14 protein-coding genes are annotated in these 23963 nt (G+C 43.6%); 5 read left to right on the top strand and 9 right to left on the bottom strand.

The features are described from left to right. A partial coding sequence (locus NWP21_RS05835; RefSeq protein WP_280791956.1) for a CARDB domain-containing protein occupies nt 1-10672 on the top strand: 10672 nt, incomplete at its 5' end. A gap of 75 nt (nt 10673-10747) precedes the next feature. Continuing rightward, the gene (locus NWP21_RS05840) at nt 10748-11956 is read left to right on the top strand and encodes a GNAT family N-acetyltransferase (protein WP_280791957.1); all 1209 of its coding nucleotides are present in this window, start codon (nt 10748-10750) and stop codon (nt 11954-11956) included. Here the strand turns inward: NWP21_RS05840 and queA are convergent. From queA to panB, 6 genes are all read right to left on the bottom strand, one after another. Continuing rightward, the gene (gene queA / locus NWP21_RS05845; protein WP_280792009.1) at nt 11931-13064 is read right to left on the bottom strand and encodes a tRNA preQ1(34) S-adenosylmethionine ribosyltransferase-isomerase QueA; all 1134 of its coding nucleotides are present in this window, start codon (nt 13062-13064) and stop codon (nt 11931-11933) included. The two genes, NWP21_RS05840 and queA, sit on opposite strands and share 26 nt — an antisense overlap. Before the next feature lie 11 nt (nt 13065-13075). Then, entirely contained in the window at nt 13076-13972 is an 897-nt protein-coding gene (prmA, locus tag NWP21_RS05850; protein WP_280791958.1) for a 50S ribosomal protein L11 methyltransferase, read from the bottom strand. A gap of 47 nt (nt 13973-14019) precedes the next feature. After that, nucleotides 14020-15600 (bottom strand): phosphoglycerate dehydrogenase, encoded by a 1581-nt coding sequence (gene serA, locus NWP21_RS05855; RefSeq protein WP_280791959.1) that lies wholly within the window; start codon nt 15598-15600, stop codon nt 14020-14022. A 212-nt stretch (nt 15601-15812) separates the two neighbouring features. Beyond that, nucleotides 15813-15971: a ketopantoate reductase C-terminal domain-containing protein gene (locus tag NWP21_RS05860; RefSeq protein ID WP_348519758.1), complete on the bottom strand. Its 159-nt coding sequence runs from the start codon at nt 15969-15971 to the stop codon at nt 15813-15815. 99 nt (nt 15972-16070) lie between these two features. Next, nucleotides 16071-16868: a Uma2 family endonuclease gene (locus NWP21_RS05865; protein WP_280791960.1), complete on the bottom strand. Its 798-nt coding sequence runs from the start codon at nt 16866-16868 to the stop codon at nt 16071-16073. Nucleotides 16869-16899: 31 nt separating this feature from the next. After that, complete coding sequence (gene panB / locus NWP21_RS05870) at nt 16900-17670, bottom strand: 3-methyl-2-oxobutanoate hydroxymethyltransferase (RefSeq protein WP_280791961.1); 771 nt, start codon at nt 17668-17670, stop codon at nt 16900-16902. Between the two features lie 754 nt (nt 17671-18424). Here panB and NWP21_RS05875 point away from each other — a divergent pair. The 3 genes from NWP21_RS05875 to NWP21_RS05885 all read left to right on the top strand — a co-directional run bounded on the left by NWP21_RS05875 (nt 18425) and on the right by NWP21_RS05885 (nt 20745). Continuing rightward, entirely contained in the window at nt 18425-19855 is a 1431-nt protein-coding gene (locus tag NWP21_RS05875) for a form I ribulose bisphosphate carboxylase large subunit (RefSeq protein WP_271734461.1), read from the top strand. Between the two features lie 103 nt (nt 19856-19958). Beyond that, nucleotides 19959-20357 (top strand): chaperonin family protein RbcX, encoded by a 399-nt coding sequence (locus NWP21_RS05880; protein WP_271734464.1) that lies wholly within the window; start codon nt 19959-19961, stop codon nt 20355-20357. Between the two features lie 58 nt (nt 20358-20415). After that, nucleotides 20416-20745, top strand: coding sequence for a ribulose bisphosphate carboxylase small subunit (locus NWP21_RS05885; RefSeq protein ID WP_271734466.1), 330 nt, complete (start codon nt 20416-20418; stop codon nt 20743-20745). Nucleotides 20746-20955: 210 nt separating this feature from the next. On the opposite strand, the gene mgtE is transcribed toward NWP21_RS05885, so the two are convergent. From mgtE to fabG, 3 genes are all read right to left on the bottom strand, one after another. Then, nucleotides 20956-22323, bottom strand: coding sequence for a magnesium transporter (gene mgtE / locus NWP21_RS05890; protein WP_280791962.1), 1368 nt, complete (start codon nt 22321-22323; stop codon nt 20956-20958). A gap of 301 nt (nt 22324-22624) precedes the next feature. Then, nucleotides 22625-23053 (bottom strand): hypothetical protein, encoded by a 429-nt coding sequence (locus NWP21_RS05895; protein ID WP_280791963.1) that lies wholly within the window; start codon nt 23051-23053, stop codon nt 22625-22627. A gap of 114 nt (nt 23054-23167) precedes the next feature. Beyond that, nucleotides 23168-23863, bottom strand: coding sequence for a 3-oxoacyl-ACP reductase FabG (gene fabG, locus NWP21_RS05900; RefSeq protein ID WP_280791964.1), 696 nt, complete (start codon nt 23861-23863; stop codon nt 23168-23170). Nucleotides 23864-23963: the final 100 nt, after the last annotated feature.

A 23963-nucleotide genomic window follows, 5' to 3' on the forward strand; every position in this document is an offset into this window, starting at 1 on the left:
TATTTACATCTCAGATGATGAGATATATGATTACTCGGATACTTATGTCACAGATGTATATATTGGGGAGCAGACACCCTTAGCAGCAGATGGTAGTTACACCATTAGCCGTAATATTACCTTACCCAATACAGCCACAGGCAACCGTTACCTGTTATTCACAAGTGATTATTATTATAACTACCAAGTCGAAACAGATGAGACTAATAATACCTTTGCCGTTCCCATTACCCTGGATGCACCAGATTTAGTCATCAGTGCCGCCACCGCACCAGCATCAGGTAACATAGGTAGTACTATAGAGGTATCCTGGACTGTAAAAAATCAGGGAATAGGAGCAGCAGAAAGAGATTGGTATGATGCTATTTACATCTCAGATGATGAGATTCTTGATTCCTCAGATACTTATGTATCAGAAGTATCTATTTGGGAGCAAACACCCTTAGCAGCAGATGGTAGCTACACTATTACCAGTAATATTACCTTACCGAATACAGCCACAGGCAATCGTTACTTGTTATTCCGCACTGATTATTGGAGGAACTACCAAGGGGAAACAGATGAGATTAATAATACCTTTGCAGTTCCCATTACCCTGAATGCGCCAGATTTAATAGTTAGCAATATCACTGCCCCTGTAGAATCCCTATCAGGACAGTCCATTGATATTAGTTGGAGTGTCACTAATCAGGGGATAGTAGATGCAGAAGGAACTTGGTGGGATCGAGTTGATTTAGTAAATGCCACTACGGGAGAATTTACTAGAAATTTAGGTAATTTTAGTTTCACAGGTAGCATTGCAGCTGGTGCATCTTTAGAACGAACTCAATCAGTTAATATTCCTCTAGAATTAAATGGTGAGTATAAGGTAGTTGTTACTACAGACTACTGGGGAAATCTTGCTGAGGGGACACAAAACGAGAATAATAACACCACTACAGATGAAGAAGTTTTCACCATTCAAATTTCCCCAATTCCTAACCTACAAGTTACTGGCGTTACAGCACCGTCAACAGCTTTTTCTAGTCAAGAAACCCTTCTAGAATGGACGGTTACTAACACAGGTAACGGCGCAACTAATGCACCAGTTTGGTATGACATGGTGTATTTATCCATAGATCAAGTACTTGATGATACGGATATTTATTTGGGACAGGTAACTAATCCCAGTTACTTAAATTCAGGGGATAGCTATAACAACAGTTTAACTGTCACCCTTCCCAGGGGAATTGATGCTAATTATTATTTCCTGGTGCAGACAGACGTATACAACCAAGTGAATGAGGTTGACAATGAGGGAGATAATTTAGGTTATGGTGAACCCACAAATATAGATTTAACCCCACCCCCGGATTTACAGCTAACTAATGTTAATGCTCCCAGTGGTGCGTTTTCTGGACAAGCCATGAACCTAAGTTGGACAGTGACTAACGAGGGAACAGGGCGCACCTTAGAAACTGCTTGGTGGGATAGGGTGTTCATGTCAGTAGATGAAATCTTAGATGCAAGCGATCGCATTTTAGGGGATTTCTACCGTAGTGGCACCTTGAACCCAGGGGAAAGTTACACAGGTACAGGTACTGTTAACTTACCTATTGGTGTAGATGGGGATTACTTCTTCTTTGTGCAGACTGACATCTATAACAATGTCTATGAACATTTGCGAGAAAATAATAATAGTGGTTACGACACAACAGCCACCACCATCACCCTCACGCCTCCCCCTGACTTAGAATTTGAATCCTTAACCATTCCCAATAATGCCAGATCGGGGGAAAACCTCACCATTAACTACCGTGTCACTAACTTTGGTGCCACAGAAACTCCCAATTATTATTGGATTGATACCTTCTATCTTTCCAGTGATGAGCAACTAGATATAGCCACTGATATAAAATTGGGGGATGTGAGTTGGTACGGTATCCTCAATCCTGGTGAAGGTTATAATCGCACCGCCAGTTTTACCCTCAACAATGGTTTAACCGGGGATTATTATATCTTTGGGGTGACCGATAGCAGTGACCAAGTATTTGAACTCGATAATGACAACAACATTACCCCAAGTAATAATCAAGTTGCCATTATCTCTCAGCCAGCGGATTTAATTGTCACCGAAGCAGTCATTGCTAGTACAGGAGAAGCAGGGAAAGCAATTGCAGTACAGTGGACAGTGCAAAATCAGGGAACGGGCAATACTATTGTTAATAGTTGGCGCGATGCCCTGATTATCTCCAGTGATGACATTTTGGGTAATCAAGACGACATTACCCTAGAGACCTTTACCCACACAGGCATTTTAACCCCTGAGAACACCTATACTCGCAGGGAAATTGTTAACTTGTCCTTTGGTTTAGCGGGAGATTATCAGCTATTTGTCGTTACCGACTCAAGTAATAACGTCTATGAAGACAGCAACGAAGGCAATAATAGCTCTAATCCTTACCCCATAACCATTTCCCGTAATACACCAGATTTACAAGTTACTAGCATTAGTTTACCGGATACTTTTACCCCAGGACAACCCCTGACTATCGGTTGGACAGTAGAAAATTTGGGTCAGGGTCGCACTAATAGTAATTTCTGGTACGATGCAGTTTATTTATCCTTAGACGCTACGGTTAGCAACAATGATATTGAGTTAGGCTCGTTTTTCCGTTCAGGGGCTTTAGGTCTTCAAGAAAGCTACACTGCAACCAAAACCTTTAATGTCCCCACTAATCTCGACGGTAATTACTACGTTCTCGTGAAAACTGATCGAGATAATCATGTTATTGAGGGTATTTTTGAGAATAATAACCTTAAATCCAGCGATGGTAGTAGTGGCGGCGGTACAGGAATAGAAGTACTCCCTATTACCCCTATACCGACTCCTGATCTGAGCGTTCAGTCAGTGGATGCACCAACACAAGGCATTGCAGGACAGCCTTTAAGCTTAACTTGGACTGTGGTTAACAATGGGGCGGATACCGATGCCAATTGGTATGATACAGTTTATATATCCCGTGACCAAGTATTTGATGGTAACAGTGATATTTATTTAGGCTATCGCTATCATACAGGTGGCTTAAATCAAGACAGTAGCTACACTGCCACGGAATCCTTTAATATTCCTCGGGGCTTGGCAGGGCGTTATTATGCCTTGATAGTGACAGATAGCAACAATAATGTTTACGAACGGAATGGGGAATCTAATAATACTAAATTTAATAGTATATCTACAGAGGTAATCATCCCAATCCCATCAGATTTAGTAGTTACTGATATTACTATTCCAGAGGCAGGAATACCAGGGCAAACTACTAGCATTAGCTATACCGTCACTAACCAAGGTACTGACACTGCCTACGGCAGTTGGACAGATGCCATTTACCTGTCAAAAGATAACCAATGGGATATCAGCGATACTTTAGTAGGACAGGTCAATCATAGCGGTGATATTGCCACTGGTGGAAGTTATACCAAAACACTCAATAGTATTATTCCTGGTGTAAATTTAGGGGATTATCATGTGATAGTCCGCACTGATATCCGTAACCAAATCCCCGAAGTCAATGAGAGTAATAATATAGGGGTTTCTGGCGAGCAAATAGGCATAGATGTGGAAGCCCTCACCCTGGGTGTTGCGGATACAGGTAACTTAAGTCAAGGACAATCAGTTTACTATCGTTTCGAGGCCATAGCCGGGCAAGCCATCAGCCTCAAGTTAGATAGTAGTGATAATCAGTCCTTCAATGAGTTATATGTGCGTTACGGCTCCATACCCACAAGGGGACAATTTGATTTGACAACGGTACAACCCTTCAACGCCGATCCAGAAATCATTATCCCCATTGAAGCAACGGGAACTTACTATGTTCTTGCCTATGGAGATCAAGCGGCCGCCAGTCCCAGTTATGAAATTGTCGCCCAAGATATTCCTTTCTCCATTACCGGAGTAAATACTAATACTATTGGTAACTTTGGTGAAGCCACCTTACAAATTCGCGGAGCCAAGTTTGCCGAGGGGACAACCTTCCAACTCCGGGGGGCAGATGGTAGCTTAATTACAGCCGAAAACGTTTATTTAGAAAACTCCACCCTAGCTTATGTCACCTTTGATTTATTTAGCGACACCGTGGGGTTATATGATGTGCAAGCCACAGAAACCAATGGTAACACCACCCTGTTAGAAGATGTCGTTACCGTTCAAGATGCCCTGGGGTATAGGTTAGATGCTAATATCACCGGACCTGAAGAAGTCCGTCCTAACCGGAACTATCAGTTTAATGTTAACTATGGCAATGAGGGAGATACAAATGCGATCGCGCCGCTGTTAATCGTTGAGAGCTTCACTAATACTCAAGTAGGAACCACTCTAGGTGGATTAGGTGCAGGTGCGCCCCTGCATTTATTAGGTATCAGCGATGAAGGATTGCAGAATGTTCTGCGCCCAGGGGAATTAAACTCCCTACCCATTTACTTCAACAGCAATACTGATCCCATTGAGTTTAGAGTACGTACCTATTCCGCCGATAATAGCACCCCCCTGGATTGGAATAGCTTAGAGGCTTCCATTCGTCCAGAGGGGTTAAGTAATGCTCAGTGGGATGGTTTCCTGAGAAATATAGTCCCCCGTGTGCAGACTTACGGGGACTATGTGAAGATGATTAATGATATGTCAGTCATTCTTTCGGCTGAAAATGAGCCGATATATGACGTGCGAGAGCTTTTTGCCAAATTATACGCAGAAAATGCCAATTATTCTCCTAATGTAGCGATTACAGGACAATTAACTGATAGTAATACAGGAGAATTGATTGCAGATGGCATTATTTTCCTGGAACAGATTGGCGTAAAACACCCAACTAGACGTAATTTTGTAACCGATGATTCAGGTTATTTCCACCTCCGTGGATTAGAAAAAGGAACCTATCAACTCAGAGTCGCTGGTTCATTAGATGAAGCAGTCACGGTCAACATTGTTGCAATGGCTTATCCTCAAGTCCTCAATTTATCAGTAGATTATGTTCCTGCACAAAACTTATTAGCTGACCTACCTACCTCTGATGAAAAACAGGTTTTAGCAGTTGATCAAGATAATAGACGCCATGTTCTGGTGGTTCGTAATGGTTTTATTGCCTATGCTACTTTTGATCAAGGAACCTCTCAATGGACAACCCCTATTAACATTTCCCAGGCACAAGGAACTCGTCTACAGCTATTAGCAGGAGTTGATCCCGTTGATGGTACTTCCCCCATGTTAACGGCAGTTTGGCGAGATAGTAATGATAACTTTAACTATGCGATCGCCAATAAAATAGCCGATAGCTATCAATGGGGTAATGGAAGATTAATTCCTGCCTCTGCTCAACCAAATACCAATCAATTACCCTTTATTCGCTTACACCGTCAGGCAAATCGCACACCAGCAATTTCTTGGGTTGTGTTTGGAGATAGCAATACAGGTAATCAAGAATATCTCAGTACTTGGAATGGGACTAATTGGAGTGCTGTAAGTGAAGTTACTTCCAGTTTTGAGTTACCTGGGGTGACATCTTTGGCAGTTAGCAATTTAGCCCTTCAAGATATTAGCATTCTCAGCGATCAGAATCAGCCAACTCCCTATCCTCCCGATCAATTAGGAAGTTTAGATTACTATAAGTTCCGGTATGAAGATTTTAAACGACGGAATCCTGGGCAAGAACCCCCAGATTACTACATGGAGTACGGGGACAAGTATGCTAATCGCTTTACTCATGAAACTTATCCAAATCTTACTCCTGAAGGTCAAGCTTGGTTAGAAAGAACCCGCAAAAATTTACAGCAGGCTATAGAAGACCGACGAAATGCTGATCCTAATGCATTTGCCGAACTCGAACGGAATCCTGACGCTTTTCGAGATTTTGCTTATGATTCACATCCTGATGCTTACTGGAATGCAGGATTGAAAGATTTACCAATTGAGGATTTGATTGAGATTGGATTGACTCCTGACTTCAAAGACCTATTCACACCGGAAGGGCTAGAGCAAGTCAAGGATATTTTAGAACGCTATATTGAGGAAGGAACAAAAGAATTAGTAGACGACATTAAGGATAAAATCCACGAAATTATTGATGACATTAACGATATCGCTGATGATGTCACAGATAAATTAGATGACCTGATTGACGAGCTTAAATGTTATCTATTTAATGATTGTTCAGACGATGATGACGATGGCGACGACGATAATGATTACAAACCCCCCGTCCGTCGTCCCATAGATCCCAACGACATCCTAGGACCCGAAGGCTTTGGAGAAGATCGCTGGATAGATACAGATGAACCATTACGCTACACCATCCGCTTTGAAAATGCCCCCACAGCGTCTGCACCCGCCCAAGAAGTCCTGATTACCCAACAGCTGGATGCCGATTTGGATTGGCGTACTTTCCGCGTGGATGACTACGGCTGGAGTGGTTCAGTCTATGAATTAGAAGGAAACCGCGCTTTCCACAACACCCGCATTGACTTAACGGTAAGCAACAGCTTCTATGTAGATGTTTTTGCCACCATAGACACCACCACCGGTATAGCTACCTGGCGCATTAGCACCATAGATCCCACCACGGGAGAAGCTCCCTTAGATGCTCAGGCGGGATTCTTACCCATCAACGATGAAAATGGCGCAGGGGAAGGATTTGTGACCTACAGTATTCGGGCAAAATCCAGCGCCCAAACCGGCGATATCATTGACGCAGCCGCAGAAATCATCTTTGACACCGAAGCACCCATCGCCACCCCTCCCATTTTCAATACCCTTGATGTCAGCAAACCCATCAGTACAGTCAAGGAACTACCCGCCACCTCAGAAACCCCAGAATTTATCGTAACTTGGGCTGGTACTGATGAAGGTGCAGCTATTGCCAGTTACACCATCTACGTTGCTGACAACAGCGGCGAGTACACCCCCTGGTTAACCGACACTCAACTTACCGAGTCCACCTACACCGGAACCCCTGGACACACCTATCAATTCTATGCCCTGGCTACTGACAACGCTGGCAATACCCAAGAAATACCCACCACAGCCCAGGCCACCATTAGAATACCAGGCGGTGTCGCCACCATTGGCGACTATGTTTGGGTAGATAGTAACGCCGACGGTATCCAAAACCCCCAAGAGCCAGGACTAGGCGATGTTACAGTTAATCTCTACAATAGTGCCACCGAGTTAGTCAGCAGCACCACCACCAGCCCTGAAGGCTTCTACAGCTTTACTGATACCCCCACTGGTGATTACTTCCTGGAATTCATCGCCCCTGCAACCTATCAATTCAGCACCCCCAACCAAGGAAATGATGACAGCCTAGATAGTGATGCTAGTGTCATTAATGGTAAAACCGATATCTTTACTGTTAATGCTGGAGATTACCTCAACTGGGACGGTGGACTATATCAATTTGCCGGCATTACGGGCCAAAAATGGCATGATCTCAATGGTAATGGCGTTAAAGATCCAGGAGAAATCGGTTTACCGGGTTGGACAATTTACCTAGATGCCAACACCAACGGACAGTTAGATGATGGGGAAATCTCAATAGTTACGGATGAAAATGGTAACTATAGCTTTAATAATCTCCGTCCAGGTACTTATACCATCTCTGAAGTTATGCAGGAGGGATGGCGACAAACCTACCCAGTGGTTAACGTCACCACCACTAGCGCTAATATCCAACTGCACACCCCCAACAGCCCCATTATCAGCAGCGAAACCTATACCACCGCCAGCGCTGAGAATTTAATTAACCTCTATGAATTCTGGGCAGATACCCGCTTTACTAACATCAAGGGTCAGGGTTACAGCACCGTGATCATTGACACGGGTATTGATTTAAATCATCCCTTCTTTGGTGCGGACAACAATAACGATGGCATTGCCGACCGAATTATTTACCAGTATGATTTTGCTGATAGGGATGATAACGCCAGCGATAAAAATAACCACGGTTCCCACGTCGCTAGTATCGCCACATCCATTGCCCCTGATGCTGATCTAATTATCCTCAAAGTCTTTAGAGATAGCGGTTCTGGTTACTTCTCAGACTTAGAAGCAGCTTTACAATGGGTCAACAGCAACGCTGACACATATAATATTGCATCTGTCAACCTTTCCCTAGGAGATAATCAAAACTGGACTACGACCACTGGGCGTTATGGAATTGGGGATGAATTAGCCGCCATCGCTAACCAAAATGTCATCATTTCTGCTGCGGCGGGCAATGGTTTCTACAACTTCAATAGTAATCCCGGACTCGCCTACCCCGCCATTGACCCCAATGTGATTTCTGTGGGTGCGGTGTGGGCCGATGATTTTGGCGCTCACACCCTCGGTAATGGAGCGATAAACTACACCACAGGGGCAGATTACATTGCCAGCTTCTCCCAACGTCACCCCCTCCTAGATGTGTTTGCCCCTGGTATCCTCATTACAGGTGCGAATGCCACTGGCGGTACTATAACCATGGGGGGAACATCTCAAGCTGCTCCCTACATTACCGGAATTGCCACCCTAGCCCAAGAAATAGCTCACACCTATTTAGAGAGGGAATTAACATTCACAGAATTCCGCACCTTACTAGACACCACCAGTGATTTAATCATTGATGGCGATGACGAGAATGATAATGTCAATAACACAGGCATTGCCTATCCTCGTATTAATATGTTAGGTCTAGCTGAAGGTATTCTCAACCTCAACCCCACAGCCCCAGACACTAGCAACCCAGGCAATAGTAGTAATGATAATTCTGATGTTGCTACCAACACTCTGAGTTTAGTTCACACTGTCACCCTCACATCAGGAGAAATTGCTACAGATATTGATTTTGGTAATCAAGTTATTCCCGATGAACCCCCTACCGTCTTGAATCCCATTAGTGATATTACTGTTGATGAAGATGCAGACAACACTATCATTGACCTGAGTAATGTGTTTACTGATGTTGACAGTGATGTGGAGTTGATTGTTAAATCTGTGTTGGGTAACAATAATACCAACTTAGTCACTGCAACTATAGTTGAGAATCAATTAACCCTCACTTATCAACCCAATCAGTTCGGCACTGCCAACATCACCATTGGGGGAACATCTAACGGTAAACTTGTGGATGATAGCTTTACAGTTACCGTTAATTCTGTCAATGATACCCCAACCTTAGTTAATCCCATTGACGACATCAGCACCCTAGAAGATGAAAGCTTTAACTTTACCTTAAGAGAAAACACCTTCAACGATATAGATGTAATTAACCCCTTTAAAAATTTAGTAATCTTCGGTGATAGTCTCTCTGATACTGGTAAGTTATACACTGCTACAGGTAACCTGTTTCCCCCACCGCCAAATTACCAGGGGCGTTTTTCTAACGGTTTAATTTGGGTTGATTATTTGGCCGACGAGTTAGAATTCACCACCGAAACTGTGAAAAACTTTGCCTTTGGCGGTGCTACGACCAGTGAATTTAACAGCAATCCTTTATTACCCTTTCCTATACCAGGATTACTCACCCAAGTTGAGGAATTTATTGATTTAACTGCTACTGATCCTATTGGCGCAGATGGATTGTATGTGATTTGGGCTGGTGCTAATGATTTTCTATCGACTCCAGCAGATGTCAACCAAGCTATCACTGATGCTGTAAATAATATCAGTAGTGCCATCGGTATGTTAGCACAGTCAGGCGCTCAAGAGATTTTGGTAGCTAATTTGCCAGACTTGGGATTTCTTCCTGGTTTGAGAAATACTCCTAATGCTCCAGGTGCTACAGCTATTACCACGGGCTTGAATACTGCTTTAAGTGCGGCATTAAACAACTTAGCACCCAGTTTGAATGTCAATTTATCTTTGATAGATAACTTTGCTTTACTGCAGGAAGATAACAGTTTCCTCCAAGAGTACGGTTTTAGTAATTATACTACTTCTCTAAATAATATTACTGAGGCTGTATCTGCCGATGAATATTTCTTTTGGGATGACAGACATCCTACTACTAAAGCTCATCAATTTATTGCGGAAAACTTGAGAAATCAACTGCTCAATCAGCAACTGATTCCAGATTTCCTCACCTATTCAGCCACATTAGAAAATGGTGCACCCTTACCTTCATGGTTAACCTTTAATCCGGTGACTCGCACCTTTAGTGGTACACCGGGTAATGAAGATGTCGGTACTTTTGATATTACCCTCACTGCTACAGATACAGCGGGTACAAGTGTAGGTGATACCTTCGCCTTGAGAGTAGTAGACCTCCTCAATCCCGCCGATATTGACGGTAACGGTAGGGTGACCGGTGCTGATTTATTGTTCATTGACCAATATCTGCTGTTACGGAATAATCCTAACGTCGATGCGATTCTCCAAACTTCCTTTAATCTCTTTAGCACTGAAACTGTGGGAGCCACAAACACCACAGGTGCAGCTTTAAGGAGTGCGATCGCTGATGGGGTCAACAGATTAGCTTTTGACGTTGATGGTAATGGTCAAGTGACAGGGGGGGATATTTTCTTAATTCGTCAAGGATTGTTACTCAAGAATAATCCTAACGTCAATGCGATTCTGGAAACTACCTTTAATCTGTTTACTAGTGAACTCACAGGACCGAGAAATACAGGAGCGGAAATTAATGCTTTTACCTCCGGGTTGCTGGGGTAGGCTACGCCAACACCCAGCGACTAAAATATATAGTAATTAGTCATCAGGAAGTTGGTTCCCCAGAAAAACCTTACAATGGTCAAACAAATCAAACCTAATTACTCTAGTCTCTGGATTAACCACATTGCACAAGTACCCCAAAATGCTTGGGATGCTTTAGCAATACCCCTGAAAACCCCGTTTTTAGAATGGGATTGGCTGAATAATTTGGAAATATCCCAGAGCGCGACGGCCAAAACCGGATGGTTACCCAATCACTTAACACTTTGGCGAGAGGGGACTTTGATAGCAGCAGCGCCACTGTACCTGAAAGGACATAGTTATGGTGAATTTGTCTTTGACCAGCAGTGGGCAGAATTAGCCCATCGCTTGGGAATACAATATTATCCCAAACTACTGGGAATGACACCATTTACCCCCGCTGAAGGCTATCGTTTTTTAATTGCTCCGGGGGAAGATGAAGACTACATTACAGCCATGATGGTACATGAGATAGATTCTTGGTGTAGTAAGCATGGAATTTCTGGGTGTCATTTTCTCTATGTTGATCCTCAATGGCGCACTGTCCTAGAACGCCAAGGTTTTACCACTTGGTTACACCATAGCTACATTTGGGAAAACCTGGATTTTAAAACTTTTGATGATTACTTAAAATTATTCAACGCTAATCAGCGCCGCAATATCAAGCGAGAGCGCAAAGCTGTGGAAAAGGTGGGTTTAGAATTTCAACCGGTGACTGGTGATGCAATTCCTCACTCTTTATTTCCTTTAATGTACCAGTTCTATGGTGATACTTGTGATAAGTTTGGCTGGTGGGGTAGTAAATACCTGACAAAGCAGTTTTTTGAGCAGCTACACACTAACTATCGCCATCGAGTGGTGTTTTTCCCAGCTTATCATCAGCAAGATCAAGGGCAACCTATAGGTATGTCTTTTTGTTTGTATAAAGGCGATCGCTTATATGGACGCTACTGGGGGAGTTTTCAAGAAATAGACTGTTTACATTTTGATGCTTGCTACTATACACCCATTGAGTGGGCGATCGCCCATGGTATCCAAAGCTTTGATCCTGGTGCTGGGGGACGACATAAAAAACGCCGTGGTTTCCCAGCTACGCCCAATTATAGTTTGCACCGCTTTTACAATCGGCGGTTAGAAAAAATTCTTTCCCCTTATATTAAGGAAGTAAATCAACTAGAACAGCAGGAGATAGAAGCCATCAATCAAGATTTACCATTTAGTCAAACTTCCCCCAGTATTAAAGTCCCGGAAGAATTAACATAGCATCCCCAAAAGAATAAAAGCGATATTTCCCAGCTATAGCTTGTTGGTATATATTTAACAACCGCTCCCTACCAATCAACGCACTTACCAGCATCAACAAACTAGAACGCGGTAAGTGGAAATTGGTAATTAAACCATCTACTACCCGCCATTGGTAACCCGGATAGATAAATAAATCTGTTTGACCACAGAATGATTGTAAATCCCCAGACTGTGCTGCTCCTTCCAAGGCGCGGACTACTGTAGTCCCCACTGCAATAATTCGACCCCCTGCTGCTTTGGTGGCGCGGATTTGTTCTACTGTAGTGGGGGGAACCGAAATCCATTCTTGATGCATCTGGTGATTAGTTACGTCTTCTATTTCCACAGGGCGAAATGTCCCTACCCCCACGTGTAAGGTGATGAAAGCTTGATTAATGCCGCGATCGCCTAACTTATCTAGTAACTCTGGGGTAAAATGTAATCCTGCTGTAGGTGCGGCGATCGCTCCTGGTTGCTGGGCGTAAACCGTTTGATATTGTTCATCAGCCGCAGTGGATGAGGTAATATATGGCGGTAGAGGTATTTCACCGAATTGCTCTAAAACCTCTATCAAAGGTTTCCCATCGGGGACATCAAAATCTAATAAACGCCCTCCCGTAGCTGGGTCGGTTTCTAAAACAGTAGCAGTTAGGGTACTGGGATTTTGTAGAGAATCTTTAGATGTAAAAAAAATTCTAGATCCTATTTTGAAGCGTTTCCCGGGTTTAACTAAAGCTAACCAACAGTTATATTTTCGTTCTTCCAAAAGCAAAACCTCTACCATAGCACCAGTAGATTTACTGCCATACAGCCTAGCTGGAATTACTTTTGTGTCATTGACAATCAACAAATCACCAGGGCGTAACAAATCTGGTAAATCTCGAAAAACATGATGTACAGGTGCAGTTTCGGTAGAGGAATTTACCACTAATAAACGTGAGCTATCCCTGGGAAATACGGGATTTTGAGCAATTAGTTCCTCTGGTAATATATAATCATACCCACTCAATGAGTAGTCTAAACTCACGTCTTGTGTTTCTGTGGTAGCAGTTCCCGGTAAATTACTATGTATTATTTGTTGATCCATTGCCTTAATTACTAACTCTGAGAACGCCGCACATTGAGGCAACACCATTCTTTCTTTGTTAACAGGTTATCAACAATCCAACCGTTGTTTTCTAAAGACTCAGCCACAGTAACAGATTGTTCTACTAAAATCCCGCTAAAAATTCCCCAACTACTCGGTTTAATAATCTGGTTCATTTGTGGCAGCAATTGAATAATCACATCAGCCAAAATATTACAAACAATACCATCTACTGGTTCTTGTAACCCTTGCATAACCATATCTACACTACCTTCTGCCGGTACTAAGGATTCTGGGCTAATCCGATTCATGTCACGATTGCTCACAGTTGATTGTACCGCTAAGGGGTCAGTATCCACCGCATAAACTTTTTTTGCCCCCAATAGTAATGCCCCAATGGAAAGTATACCAGAACCACAGCCGATATCAGCAATTAACTGACCACTTTTACCCTGAAAATCCACCTTTTCTAGGGATTCCAAGCATAATTGAGTTGTAGCATGATTACCTGTACCAAATGCCACCCCAGGGTCTAGAAGAATTACTAGGCGGTCTGGTGCTGCGGGTATTGGTAGCCAGGCGGGATTAATCAAAAAGCGATCGCCTATTTTTTCCGGTTGCCAGTATTGTTTCCAACTAGTAGCCCAATCTTCCTCGTTAATTAACTCACAACTGAGAGTAGGGATAGGTGAGCCCACACATACAGCATCTTCATGCAACTGGCTAGAGAGCAACTCTAAATCTAGAGTTGCTCCTGGCAATTTTGGTAGGTAAGCCTTCACCAGACACAAATCACCTTTACCCTCGCTAGCTGTACCACGGCTGCCAAAATCTTCCAGTCGCCAAAAGATAGAATCTTCTAGGGCTGGATCACATAAAATCTGTAATTCCCACCAACTGTTTGTCATATTTACTTCTGATTTCAAGAAATGAGGCAGGCCTCATTTCTTCAAGTTTATAAAGTTACTGTGTATGCGTCCCGAATTCCCGGTACTTTGACAATTTCATCCAAAATGCCATCCGGCAATGGATCATCGATGCTCAGAGCCATGACAGCATCACCACGGACAATTTTACGGCCTACCTGCATACTAGCAATATTGACATTAAAACTGCCCAGGAGCGAACCAAGTTTACCAATAATTCCCGGCATATCACGGTGTAAAGTAAACAGCATATATTTACTGGGGGGTACATTAATGGGGAAACCATCAACGTCAGTTAAGTGAATTTCTTTGTCCCCTAATAAAGCGCCTGTTACCGAATGAGTCCCCAAAGTACCTGTAGCTTCCAGGTGCAAAGATCCAGCGTAGTCACGAGCTGAAGCGTCCCGGGTTTCAATCACCCGAATTCCCCGCTCTTTGGCTTCTATACTCGCGTTGACGTAATTTACCCGTTCCCGCAGGGCTTGGTAAAGTAGTCCTTTCAAGGAGGCGACAACTAAAGGCTGACTCTTATTAGTTGCAAGGTCGCCTTGCAGTCGGACATTGAGTAACTCCACTCTTCCACCAGCTAGCTGTCCCACCAGTTTACCCAGGGTTTCTGCTAACTGCATATAAGGCTTGAGTTCTTCTAGGACATCCGGACCCAATCCGGGGATATTCACTGCTGAACGCGCTGGTAGTCCTAAGATAACGTCGCGAATTTGTTCGGCTACATCAATAGCTACATTTACTTGTGCTTCTGTTGTGGAGGCTCCTAAATGGGGGGTAAGGATGACTTCTTTACCGAGCGATCGCAAATCAGACTCACCCAGTGGTTCTGACTCAAACACATCCAACGCAGCACCGGCAATTTGACCTTCTTTAATCGCCGCTGCTAAAGCAGCTTCATCAATGATACCACCACGAGCGCAATTAATTATCCTAGCTGTGGGTTTCATTTTTGCTAGACTTTGAGCATTAATTAAGTGGGTGGTTTCTGGTGTTTTGGGGATGTGTAGCGTGATATAGTCAGCTTGTTGCATCAGTAAATCCATATCCACTAACTGACAGCCAAGTTGTTCGGCTCGTTCTCTGGAGATAAAAGGATCATAAGCTAAGAGTTTCATTCCCATAGCTTTAGCCACTGCTGCAACATGGGAACCGATTTTACCCAAACCCACAACACCGAGAGTTTTTTTATAAACTTCCGCCCCTACGAAAGTTTTACGATCCCACTCACCGCTTTTCACAGAAGCGTTAGCATCGGGGATGTGACGAGATAAAGATAACATCATCGCTAGGGCGTGTTCCGCTGCGGCGATGGTGTTACCTTCTGGGGAATTGACAACGACAATTCCGCGCCTGGTCGCTGTGGGAACATCGACATTATCCACCCCCACACCAGCACGACCAATAATTTTTAACTGGGTACCAGCTTCAATAATTTCTTGTGTAACCCGCGTACCAGAGCGGATCATCAGCGCATCATATTCACCAATAATTTCGATCAGTTCTGCTGGTTTGAGACCTGTTTTGACATCTACCGTAGCAACTTGGGTGAGAATGTCAATTCCAGCTTGGTCAATAGGATCGGAGACGAGAACCTTAGACATGATTACTTGATTTGTTGGACATTTACAGGTTTTGCTGCACAAGACTTTTTAGTTTAGTCTTGATATGTGGCAATTGAGCAGCAGTTTAAAATTTAGCATTTTCATAAAACCTCGTCCTCGTAGCGTGGCGGAGGTTCCATGCACTAATAGTGACTTGTGCCACCCGAACGGTAATATAAACCATGATCATAGCTACAAAGCTAATATTTTTATCAATAATGTTGTACAGTTTTTTCTAGTAGTTTGACATTGGCATAGACTGTATCCATATAGGGTGTAGGGGTGTGGGTGAGTTGTCCCAGTTCAATCACCGCTCCCAGAATACCCTCAACTTCTGTAGGTCGCCCCTCGATTGTGCAGCTAGACTCAATACATTTGTCTTTAGTTGCTCATATGTCAAAGTTAGTTGGGCTGCTGTAAATAATGCTGGATGCTCGTCTTTTCCAGTTATCATATATAGGTATATGATACTATACCATCCCATCAGGGTCAACACCTAGCTCACGTAACTTTGCTGCTAGTATTTCCGCCCGTTGGCGTTCTTGTTCAGCCCGTTGGCGTTCTTGTTCAGCCCGTTGGTGTTCTTGTTCAGCGCGTTGGCGTTCCTGTTCCGCTTGCTCACTACTCCACAACAACAAATTACCTTCTTTATCCCACCACCGCAACCAATTCATATTTTGGCATAGTCTCTCACCTGGCCAAACTCCCAGGAATAATTCTAATTGCTCAATCCAGTAACGACCATTGTCATCTGCCGTCATTAAGCTATATTTTTCGTTTTCTAAACACCTGACTTCTAGAATCACTTCGTAGGGGTCATAGGTGATATAAGTGGGAACTTTAAGAATATGCTCGTAAAAATATAGTTTACCGTAAGGTGGCGTTGAACGGATTGATAGTTCTCCATTTTCTGTGTCTGATAAAAATTCCATGACTACAGCCACAGGAGCACCTTCTAAATAGGGGGTATAACTACGACGAATCACCCCAGAGGCTACGGGTTGGACTTGGGGAACGTACAACCAGTCAGGCGCTTTGACAACTATTTTTTTGTTGACTGTCGCTACTAGACCGAAGTTAGAAGCAATTAACATCTGGGGTTGGATGCGTTGTGTGGCTCCTAGTGCATCGGTCAGTGCCGAAGCCAGCGCCGGTTGTTGAATATTTTCCACTGGATCATCGGGTAGAATGAATTCGGCGGGAAGAGCTTCCCAAGTAATATTTAATTCTTTTTGTGTTTTTTGAGTAGGGGGAATTTGTACCAACATTTAACTACTCCTAATATTTCAGTATATCGGGTTAGGGAAACTGGCGATCGCGCACTTCTGATGCGTAATCTTTCACAGCTTTGGTTATTGTCTCTCGCAGATTTGTGTAAACTTTTGCAAAGGGTGGGTGCTTTTCTCCCAAACCTAGGACATCCGAGGTGACTAACACCTGTCCATCACAATCAACTCCCGCACCGATGCCAATCGTGGGAATATTTAATTTTTGTGTAATCTTGCTTGCTAAATCTGCGGGTATATGCTCTAAAACAATGGAAAATACACCGGCTTGTTCTAGAGCCATGGCCTGATGGAAAATTCTCTCCCTAGCGTCCTGAGTTTTTCCCTGTTGTCTTAGTCCCAGTTGATGTACTGATTGGGGTGTCAAACCGACATGACCCATGACTGGGATCCCCGCTTGTACCAGTCGAGCAATGGTTTCTACCATGGCGGGATAACCACCTTCTAACTTAACTGCTTGGGCCCCTGTTTCCTTCAAAATTAATCCAGCTGAGTGCATCGCCTGTGAGATGCTTTCTTGGTAAGTTAAAAATGGTAAATCAACCACCACTAAAGCCTGTTTGACACCGCGACGCACAGCTTTAGCATGGTGCAGCATTTCCTCTAGGGTAATTGGTAGTGTTGTTTCGTAACCTAAAATCACCGCCAGTGAGTCCCCCACTAAGATTAAGTCTACCCCTGCTGCATCTAGAAGTTGGGCGATCGCATAATCCCAAGCAGTCAAGGCGACGATTGACCGCCCCTGTTGTTTCCATTGAATTAATTGCCCAGTAGTAATTGCCATTGTTGAACTAGGTAGACGCGAGACTTATGCCTTCTGTACGCGAGAGTGGGGAAGCTGTGGACATTGAGTATAGTCTAGTTTATTCTCCGGTACATTTTCGGGTTATGCCTCCTCTCGTCTCCATTTCCTCCCACTTGGGTACATTTAAATTGGACTTTTGTAAATCAGTCTTAACAAAATGTTTAAAACTTTATGTAATAACAAATTTAAATAAATAAGTTAAAAACTTTGAAAGAATAACTTATCAAATTCTTGATATATTGTAAGACAACATACAAATGACGTGGTGTGCAATTTCTTTTTCTTTCGCTTATCACTCTGCCGAGTTTATGTCAAGCAAATTCTCCCGTGATCTATTCCCCCATTATGAGGGGATATATCACCGAGTCTATCCTTGGGATATCAACCCAGTCAGCTAAAAACGCCGTTGTGTGGGGTAATAGTCCTGTGACCATCCTCAGACAGCGGTGTAAAGACAAAAATTTAGCGGGGTAAGAGAAAGAGTTAAAAGAGAATTTTTATTTACGGGATGAGGAAACAGCATGACGGGCTTGATGCACCCCAGCTTGGGGAGAACATTTGTAAATAAATGTTTCGTTGCCAGAAAATCTACCCGCCAAAACCAACCTCTAACAAAAAATTTTTCCTGATTTTTCGCCCAATCAATAAGGGTAAAAAGCGGGAGTGAGAAAAAGTTGCACAGAACGTGATTTGATTAAGTAATTAATAGAGTGACTTCTTGGAAGGGGAATTTATGTCTTACGCTCAAACGAAGACCCAGAGCAAATCAGGATATCAAGCCGGGGTTAAAGATTACAGACTAACTTATTACACCCCAGATTACACACCTAAAGATACAGACCTTCTAGCCGCCTTCCGGATGACTCCCCAGCCTGGAGTTCCCCCAGAAGAAGCGGGTGCTGCTGTGGCGGCTGAGTCTTCCACCGGTACTTGGACAACTGTATGGACAGACTTGCTCACAGACCTAGATCGCTACAAAGGTCGTTGCTACGACATTGAAGCCGTTCCTGGTGAAGATAACCAGTACATCGCCTATGTTGCTTATCCTCTAGACCTATTCGAGGAAGGTTCCGTTACCAATATGTTGACCTCTATTGTAGGTAACGTATTTGGTTTTAAAGCTTTGCGGGCGCTACGTCTAGAAGACTTACGGATTCCCGTTGCTTACCTGAAAACCTTCCAAGGACCTCCTCACGGTATCCAAGTAGAACGTGACAAATTAAACAAATATGGTCGTCCTTTGTTGGGTTGTACCATTAAGCCCAAATTAGGTTTGTCTGCTAAGAACTACGGACGCGCTGTATATGAGTGCTTGCGCGGTGGTTTGGACTTCACCAAAGACGATGAAAACATCAACTCTGCACCATTCCAAAGATGGCGCGATCGCTTCTTGTTTGTAGCAGAAGCCATCCACAAAGCACAAGCAGAAACCGGCGAAATCAAAGGTCACTACCTGAACGTTACCGCCCCCACCTGTGAACAAATGTTGCAACGGGCTGAGTTCGCTAAAGAACTGAAGATGCCCATCATCATGCACGACTACCTCACCGCAGGTTTCACAGCCAACACAACCTTGGCTCATTGGTGTCGTGATAATGGCATTTTGCTGCACATTCACCGCGCTATGCACGCCGTTATCGACCGTCAAAAGAACCACGGTATCCACTTCCGTGTATTGGCTAAAACCCTACGGATGTCTGGTGGTGACCACATCCACACCGGTACAGTAGTTGGTAAGTTGGAAGGCGAACGTGGTATTACCATGGGCTTCGTTGACCTGTTACGTGAAAACTACGTTGAGCAAGACAAGTCTCGCGGTATCTACTTCACCCAAGACTGGGCTTCTATGCCTGGTGTAATGGCAGTTGCTTCTGGTGGTATCCACGTATGGCACATGCCCGCACTGGTAGAAATCTTCGGCGATGACTCCGTACTCCAGTTTGGTGGTGGTACACTGGGTCACCCCTGGGGTAACGCACCTGGTGCAACCGCTAACCGCGTAGCTCTAGAAGCTTGTATCCAAGCTCGTAACGAAGGCCGCAACCTCGCTCGTGAAGGTAACGATATCATCCGCGAAGCTGCTAAGTGGAGCCCTGAGTTGGCTGTTGCTTGCGAACTGTGGAAAGAAATCAAGTTCGAGTTCGAGGCCATGGATACTGTCTGATCCTCAAGTAACCGGTAAAAAGTTAAAGAGTACAAGAAAATAATCATTCTTTCTTTTAACCTTTGACTTTTGACTTTTTACTTTTTATGGGCTGGGGTCAAGCATGAATCTAAAGCAAATTGCGAAAGACACAGCCAAAACTCTCCAAAGTTACCTGACTTATCAGGCGCTGCGGACTGTATTGGCACAGCTAGGCGAAACGAATCCTCCCTTAGCGTATTGGTTGCAAAACTTTTCTGCGGGGAAAATCCAAGACGGAGAAGCATATCTTGAGCAACTGCTCCAAGAAAAGCCAGATTTGGCACTGCGGCTCATGACAGTCAGAGAACACATAGCCGCAGAAATAGCCGAATTTTTGCCAGAAATGGTTTGTACTGGCATTCAACAAGCCAATATGGAGCAACGTCGCCAGCATCTAGAACGCATAACACAACTAGATACATCTAACCCCAGTCCGCACCCGGAACAGCAGACAAGTTCAGATCCCCACAGTGAAGAGTGAACAGTGGTTCACTAATAACTGAAAAACTACTATCAATCCCAAACCATTATCAAAAGCTATGCAAACTTTACCAAAAGAGCGTCGTTACGAAACCCTTTCCTACTTACCAGCTCTTACTGATGCTCAAATTGCCAAGCAAGTTCAGTACATTTTGAGTCAAGGTTACATTCCTGCTGTTGAGTTCAACGAAACTTCTGAACCCACAGAATTGTACTGGACAATGTGGAAGTTACCTTTATTCAACGCCACATCTACTCACGATGTACTCAGCGAAGTTCAATCTTGCCGTTCTCAGTATGGTAACTGCTATATTCGTGTTGTAGGTTTTGACAACATCAAGCAGTGTCAAGTTCTCAGCTTTATTGTTCACAAGCCCAGCAGATACTAAAATCTGAGAAGTTGAATTAATTTTTTCCCTTAAAGAGAGGTATAATTATGTACCTCTCTTATTTATTCAGGCACAGGTGCGGTAAATTTTAGCTCAAGGCCACATCATCAACTTTGAACACCTAACTGGAAAGGATGATTCAACGACTCAATCAGAGGTTAGTCAATAGCTATTTTTTCCCGAAACAGTCAGCTGCTTTGGCCGTTCTCCTCATAACCCTAAAATCATGCGAGCTACATTTAGGTAAATTAAAACCCCCAATACATCCACAGCTGTAGTAATAAAAGGTGCTGACATCAAAGCCGGATCTAGTCCCATCCCCCGGAATAAAAATGGCAATGCGGAACCAGAAACCGACGCTAAAACGCAGATGGAAAATAGACTAATACCCACCGCCAGGGCTACTGAGATATTAGATTGTAATAAGTATGCCCAGACTATGACTACAGTACCTAACATACCTCCCAGGAGTATGCCGGCGATCGCCTCCCGTCTAATTATATTTAAAGCTTCGTGAGAGCGGACATCCTCTGTATTCAACCCCCTAATCACCACAGTGGAAGACTGAGCGCCTACGTTCCCCCCCGTATCAATTAATAAGGGGATAAATGCAGTTAAAGCTACTACTTTTTGTAAAACATCCTCTTGGTCTCTAATTACCGCCGCCGTTGCACTATTAGTAATCAACAGAATAAATAACCATACTACCCGCTTACGGGCAACAGTAAATAAGTTAGTTTGAAAATAATTATCACCACCAGCTTGTAGACCACCCAACTTATAGATATCTTCTGTAGTTTCTTGTTCTAAAATATCCAGGACATCATCCACCGTGACAATACCGACGAGGCGCTGTTCAGCATCTACCACAGGAATGGCCACAAAATCATAGTGCTGAATTGTCCGCGCCACCTCTTCCTGGTCAGTATTTGTATTGACAAATACCACATCACGGGTCATGATGCTGCCAATAGTTTCCTCTGGTTGAGCCAAAATCAGATCCCGCAGGGAGAGAATCCCCGTCAACCGACGAGCATCATCAGTGACATAAATATAGTAAATAGTTTCCCTGAGATCAGCCTGAGAACGAATCTGTGCTAACGCCTGAGTAATGGTGATATTTTCCTTGAGTGAGAGATACTCAGGAGTCATAATGCGCCCAGCAGTATTAGGCGCATAACCTAAAAGCAAAGCAGTTGCATCCCGTTCATCTGGGCTGAGTTGCTGTAAGAGCCGTCGGACAACTTTAGCCGGGAGTTCGTCAAACAAACGAGCCCGGTCATCAGGGGACATATTACCGACGATTTCCTGGACATCGTGGCGCTTAAAGTCTTCTAGTAGTGTTTGTTGTACGGTAGGATCGAGGTATTCAAACACCTCTATGGACTCTTCCTTAGAAAGTAACCGAAAGGCGATCGCCTGGGTAGCCTCTGGTAAACCTTCAATGGATGCGGCAATATCTGCTACCTGAACGGGAACCAACAAAGCTTTAGCACCCTGAAAATTTTTCTGTTCAAGTAGGATTTGCAGCTGCTCGCGCACTAGGTCTTGTAAATCTTGTCTGGATCTGCTTTGCATTTGTGAACTAATAATAAAGGCTGTGTTTTCTCAAGCTCATTTACTTTTACTGTGACCAACTGTGACATTAGACTTTTTCCCTACTTTACAATAAGGTTTTGCGAGTTACTTATGTTACGAGTTTTTCTTCACTTATCCAGAGCAAGTTTATATTTTAGTTGCTTGCAGTCTGACTGCATAGGCAGTTTCTAGGCCGCAAATAATGAAGATGTGGAGGTTGACAATTACTCCCAGATTTGTTATCATATAATCGATAAGGAAGAACTATCATAATTTATTATTTCAGTTGGTGGCATAACATCTAAAATCCGCTACTGGGCAAAAGTAAAATATCGATCATTTCACCGACTACCAAACCGCACAAAGCTAAGAGGGTTAAAATCCAAAATGAGTCGGTTTTGTTAAAGCCTTTCCAACGCATTTCTAAATCAGCTAAAAACGTAGTTGCTATGGGTATGAGAAACAGACTGAAGAATAGCGACCAAGTTTCTACCAAAGCAACTGATAGACTTAAAAATAAAACCACAACCAAGATTCTAGAGCCGAGAGCCACTAAGTGATCCAACCAAACAATAGTTTTTCTGACAATGGCTAAGGTGACGGCGACAACAAAAGCCCCCGTCAACCAAATAATGTGATGAGCAGCAAGATACCACCCTAAAAGGGCATAAGCTAACCAGAGTAATATCAGGGGTATGACTGGTATTCTGTCAACAAATCCCACATGCATGATTTTATTTCCCTACCTAGTCAGAATCAAAGATTGACAACTCAATAAAACCGTTCACCTGTTGATCAATGCTACACTTTGATATCAATTACCTGGCTGACTCACCTTTTGGGACTAAATATCACCGTATATGGGAATTGCAGCACCACGGATATCCTGAGCAGCTTCTGAAGCCAGAAAGCAGATTAATTGAGCTAGAGATTCGGGTTTTACCCACTTGTGAGCATTTTCTGGTCCGATAGATTCGCGATTTTTAGGTGTGTCAATTACACTGGGAAGAATCACATTAGCAGTAATATTTGTACCCTTAGTTTCATCTGCGATCGCCTTTGTTAAGGCTACCACACCGGCTTTAGCCGCAGAATACGCCGCTAATTGCGCCGCAGGTTCTACAGCAGCCCTAGAAGCCACCGTGACAATTCTACCATAGCCATGTTCCCACATACTTTTTAGGCTATACTTGCAAGTCAAGAAAGTTGTATTCAGATTTAAATCAAATTCCCGCTTCCAACTGTAAAAACTGTATTCATGAGTTTTCCCCATAGAAAACCCCCCCACCAGATGAATTAATACATCCACCCGTCCCATACGATTGATCAGATGATCTACTGAGGCTTCTTCCTCCAGATTAGCAGGGATAAAGTGAACTCTGGCGAAATCAGCAGGTGAAAGGATTCCTTTGAGACGTTCAACTTCTTTGGGGAGACGATAAGGAATAGTTACATTTGCACCCCGGGACACAACAGCTGGGGTGACTCCTAAACCTAGTCCACCAGTACCACCGGTGAGTAAAACTTGCTTACCTTTCATGAATTTTCGATGCACTCGGCGAAAGTTCAATTTTAGAATAACGCTATGTCAGCAATCTGGTGAAAATTACTGACTTTCCCACAAACACAACACCAAACCC

It is taken from the genome of Anabaenopsis sp. FSS-46, from assembly GCF_029891665.1.
Taxonomy (GTDB): Bacteria; Cyanobacteriota; Cyanobacteriia; order Cyanobacteriales; family Nostocaceae; genus Anabaenopsis; species Anabaenopsis arnoldii.

Excerpts from the sequence above, each read along its gene's own strand:
- NWP21_RS05840 (WP_280791957.1), top strand. The coding sequence starts at position 10,748 with ATGGTCAAACAAATCAAACCTAATTACTCTAGTCTCTGGATTAACCAC.
- queA (WP_280792009.1), bottom strand. The coding sequence starts at position 13,064 with ATGGATCAACAAATAATACATAGTAATTTACCGGGAACTGCTACCACA.
- prmA (WP_280791958.1), bottom strand. The coding sequence starts at position 13,972 with ATGACAAACAGTTGGTGGGAATTACAGATTTTATGTGATCCAGCCCTA.
- serA (WP_280791959.1), bottom strand. The coding sequence starts at position 15,600 with ATGTCTAAGGTTCTCGTCTCCGATCCTATTGACCAAGCTGGAATTGAC.
- NWP21_RS05865 (WP_280791960.1), bottom strand. The coding sequence starts at position 16,868 with ATGTTGGTACAAATTCCCCCTACTCAAAAAACACAAAAAGAATTAAAT.
- panB (WP_280791961.1), bottom strand. The coding sequence starts at position 17,670 with ATGGCAATTACTACTGGGCAATTAATTCAATGGAAACAACAGGGGCGG.
- NWP21_RS05875 (WP_271734461.1), top strand. The coding sequence starts at position 18,425 with ATGTCTTACGCTCAAACGAAGACCCAGAGCAAATCAGGATATCAAGCC.
- NWP21_RS05880 (WP_271734464.1), top strand. The coding sequence starts at position 19,959 with ATGAATCTAAAGCAAATTGCGAAAGACACAGCCAAAACTCTCCAAAGT.
- NWP21_RS05885 (WP_271734466.1), top strand. The coding sequence starts at position 20,416 with ATGCAAACTTTACCAAAAGAGCGTCGTTACGAAACCCTTTCCTACTTA.
- mgtE (WP_280791962.1), bottom strand. The coding sequence starts at position 22,323 with ATGCAAAGCAGATCCAGACAAGATTTACAAGACCTAGTGCGCGAGCAG.
- NWP21_RS05895 (WP_280791963.1), bottom strand. The coding sequence starts at position 23,053 with ATGCATGTGGGATTTGTTGACAGAATACCAGTCATACCCCTGATATTA.
- fabG (WP_280791964.1), bottom strand. The coding sequence starts at position 23,863 with ATGAAAGGTAAGCAAGTTTTACTCACCGGTGGTACTGGTGGACTAGGT.